A 3,568-nucleotide genomic window follows, 5' to 3' on the forward strand; every position below is an offset into this window, starting at 1 on the left:
ATCCGGAAAGCTTCAGCTCATATGTGACGCGAGGATGAGAATCGTGGCAGCCCGTCGGTCTGGAGCTGCCACGATTCTCATCCTCGCGTCACATATGAGCTGAAGCTTTCCGGATCGGGTATCCAATCGGCATCCAGTTGCTCGGCGATATGGTTGAATTCTACCTCAGGACAAGAGTGAGTAGAGCAGCCCCGCTACGAAAATCCTATCCTGGTTCGTTTGACGCATCGACTATTCAGATTGATTGGCGTGATACCCGGCGCGGCCGCAACACGCTAGGCCGTCAACCGCTGAGCAGAAAACCAGCCTTCGCCTTCCGCGGCGGCGGACCTCGTCAGCCTTTCGAAAGCTTGCCTGAGTAGGTTGCTCATGTGATCTGTGGAAGTGAGGCTAGCGTGCACCCGTACAAACTGGACATTCATCGTAGCAGCTTGGCTGCAGGTGCAGCACGCCGTACCGCACGAGCAAGCGGACAAGCCGGCCAAGCCGGTTTTGAGCAGCACTTGGGCGAATTGCAGGCGGCGGATGAGTTGATGAGTGCACCAGGCGAGGATGTCCTCGTCAATGGCTCGCATGGCAAAGGTGAGTTGAGACCAACGAAGAGGCAGAGGATCCAAAGCAATCTGCAGCATGCTGTCACTGAGCGGCAACCAGGTCAGGTTGGTGACTCAGGCGCTCGCGCGATGATGCAACTCCCTGCCCATCAGGTGGGTACATCGGAACGGGAGGCGCAGCTCGCGATGCAGGGGGATGAGCACGAATACACCCCAGCGCCGCATCTCGATGGGTCGATGCCCTCGACAGTGCAGCCGGATCGTCCAATTGTGGCCCCCGACGGTGCCGACAAGCGTCCTGTTTATTCCAACGATGCCACCGCCATCGAAGGGCTGAAGTCTGCACTCCTTGCGGGTAAAGCCAGGCCGGACACGGTCACTCGCAGCGCAAATTCTCTTTTCGGCTTTAGTCGTTGGCTCTTTCAAAACAAAAAGCCAGGGTTTGCTGCTCGGCTTTACCATCCGTCGCTGAGCCAGGATCTCGAGGAGTACGAGAGTAGGGGTGGTTCCTCCACAGTGGCTGGCGCACTGCGTCAACTGATGAAGCCGATAGGCGGAGCCGCCCCGATTGTGGGTCGCGCTGTCCTGAACCCCCATCCTGACGACGCCGCGCTCACTAGACATTTCAGATCCGCGAGCGGCTACGCAACTGCTCTTAACCATTTCAGTCATTACCTACGTCAAAATGACAAGCTCGGGATTGCGGGCCGGATTTACGATGAATCGCTGGATAAAGATGTTGAGAGCTACAAGGCCGCCTCCTCTACTCGTGGAGCTCCGATCGAATCTGCACTGGTTTATATCCGCAAGCACCCGCCGCGCGTTATACTCGGGAGTCATCTGGAAAACGCGGTCAGCATGGAGGCTCGTCCCCGTGGCGACGCTGCTCAGCATACCGCACCACAGCAGGGATTCGATTGGCCAGAGGAGCTCCTGCCGGTAGGTTATAAGGAGGGCACCGATCTACCATTGTCTCTCGCCCCAACCGCGCACCAACACCAAGCACCCGACTTTGGAGAGGCCGTCCCTCACTTGAACTGGCGCCACGGCGACCAGGGCGCCCCGGAGGGGCTGGTAGCTGCACGGGACAGGAGCAGCCCGCTGCCAAGCGAGGCGGTGCCACATAAATCTGGACGGGGACTCGCTACGCAGCCCAGATTGTGGGCGGAGAAATCCGCCTCGCCAGAGCTCTTTCGACGGCGGGCGGAGCAGGCTCTGCCGGCGTCCGCCAGAGGTGTGGAGACATCCTCCGCGGTTGATGAAGCCGCCGCTCGCCAAGCTTTGGCTTGGTTGCAGCAGGAGATGGAGGGGATCGAACCGATGCAGGATCCTCATAAGGTGGCTACACCGGAATCTGAGGCGCAGCTCGTCAGGCAGAGGGATGAACACGAATCCACCCCAGCACCGCATCCCGGAGGTGGTGGTTCGATGTCCTCGACAGTGCAGCCGGATCGTCCAATTGTAGTCCCCAACGGTTCCGACAAGCGTCCTGTCTATTCCAACGATGCGACCGCTATCGAAGGGCTGAGGGCAGCATTCCACGCGGGTAAGGCCAGCGCGAACACGGTCACTTTCAATGTAAATTCTCTTTTCGGCTTTAGTCGGTGGCTCCTTCAAAACAACAAGCCAGGGTTTGCTGCTCGGCTTTACCATTCGTCGCTGGATCAGGATCTCAAGGAGTACGAGAGTACGGGTGGTTCCTCCACCGTGGCTGGCGCACTGCGTTACCTCAAGAAGTCGACAAGCGGAGCCCCGATTATGGGTCGCCCTCTCGTGATCCCCTATCCTGACGATGCCGAGCTCATTAGAGATTACAGAGCCGCTTCGACCAAGGAGTACCTGGCAGCGCCTGCGACCGGACGGAATCCAGATACCGTGGGCGGCTATACAAATTTTCTTAGACATTTTAGCCAGTATCTGCGTCAAAATAACAAGCCTGGGATTGCCGCTCGGATTCACGACAAATCGCTGGATAAAGATGTTGAGAGCTTCAAGGCTGTCTCCTATGGTAATAGACTAAGTATCGGTTCTGCATTGGCTCACCTCCGGGATATCCTGCCGCGCATTGTGCTCGGGCGCGAAACTGTCCTTGCTGCTCATCCGGCAGACGCAGTCACCAGGCGCGTTGGGGCCGCTGCTGAAGCTGGGCCAGCGGCACCGGCAAGAGCTCCCCAACCCGCCTCGCCAGCAACCGCTAAGCTGCCAGGCACCTACCGCGGCCTTCCACTGGTTGATGTGACCACACTGACGACCAGTTCCTCTGGGGCTCAGATCGGGGCGCTCGATCCGACAGCCCCGTCCAACGTTGCAACGGGGCGGGTGCTCGGCGCCGCCGAATGGCTGAGCGACGCCCATGTCCAGAGAGATTACAATTTGCTGGAGCGGCAACTGCAGGGGATCAATCCGGCGCTCGCTGCCCGGACTCGGCTGGTGGATCCTTCCGTATCCCATCTACTGCGACACACGTCGCCGCAAGACGCTCGAGGCATATTGCAGTCCATCTATAATCAAAACAACGCCACAGCCGACTTCCTGTTCTTGCCAGTGAATAATGGCACGGCTACTAGCCCCGGCACCCATTGGTCGCTGCTGCTCGTTGATCGCCGCGACCCCGAAAGGCGGTTCGCCTATCACTACGACTCCCTCCAGCGAGAGGGATATAACGACGTGCCTGCAAAACAGCTCGCAGGACTGCTGAATGCTACCTTGGCGCCAGCCCCCATGGCCAGACAGACGAACCATTATGATTGCGGCGTATTTGTCCTGGAGGGCACGTGGGCGCTGGTTGAACGATTGGTGAAAGGGCAGCGGCCAGACCACGAGCCGCTGCCCCTCGACAACCTCGTTGCCGATCGGCAGGCGCTGCAAGACCGGCTAAGGAGGCGCTTGCCGCACGAGGAAGAGCCGCGGCAGCTGCTGGAGGATGAACCCGCCTCCCCACCGATGATGGCATTCGAGCCAGGGGAACTGCGGCAACTGTTGGAAGACGAGCCTGACTCCCCACCAATGACTGT

The 3,568-nt window shown here is 59.2% G+C and carries 1 protein-coding gene; it reads left to right on the forward strand.

What is annotated here, in order from left to right; all coding sequences use genetic code 11:
• Positions 1-503 precede the first annotated feature (503 nt).
• On the forward strand, positions 504-3,568 hold a 3,065-nt coding region (locus EOA27_RS27705; protein WP_245491175.1), incomplete at its 3' end, for a Ulp1 family isopeptidase.

The sequence above is a fragment of the Mesorhizobium sp. M2A.F.Ca.ET.037.01.1.1 genome (genome assembly GCF_003998075.1).
Taxonomy (GTDB): Bacteria; Pseudomonadota; Alphaproteobacteria; order Rhizobiales; family Rhizobiaceae; genus Mesorhizobium.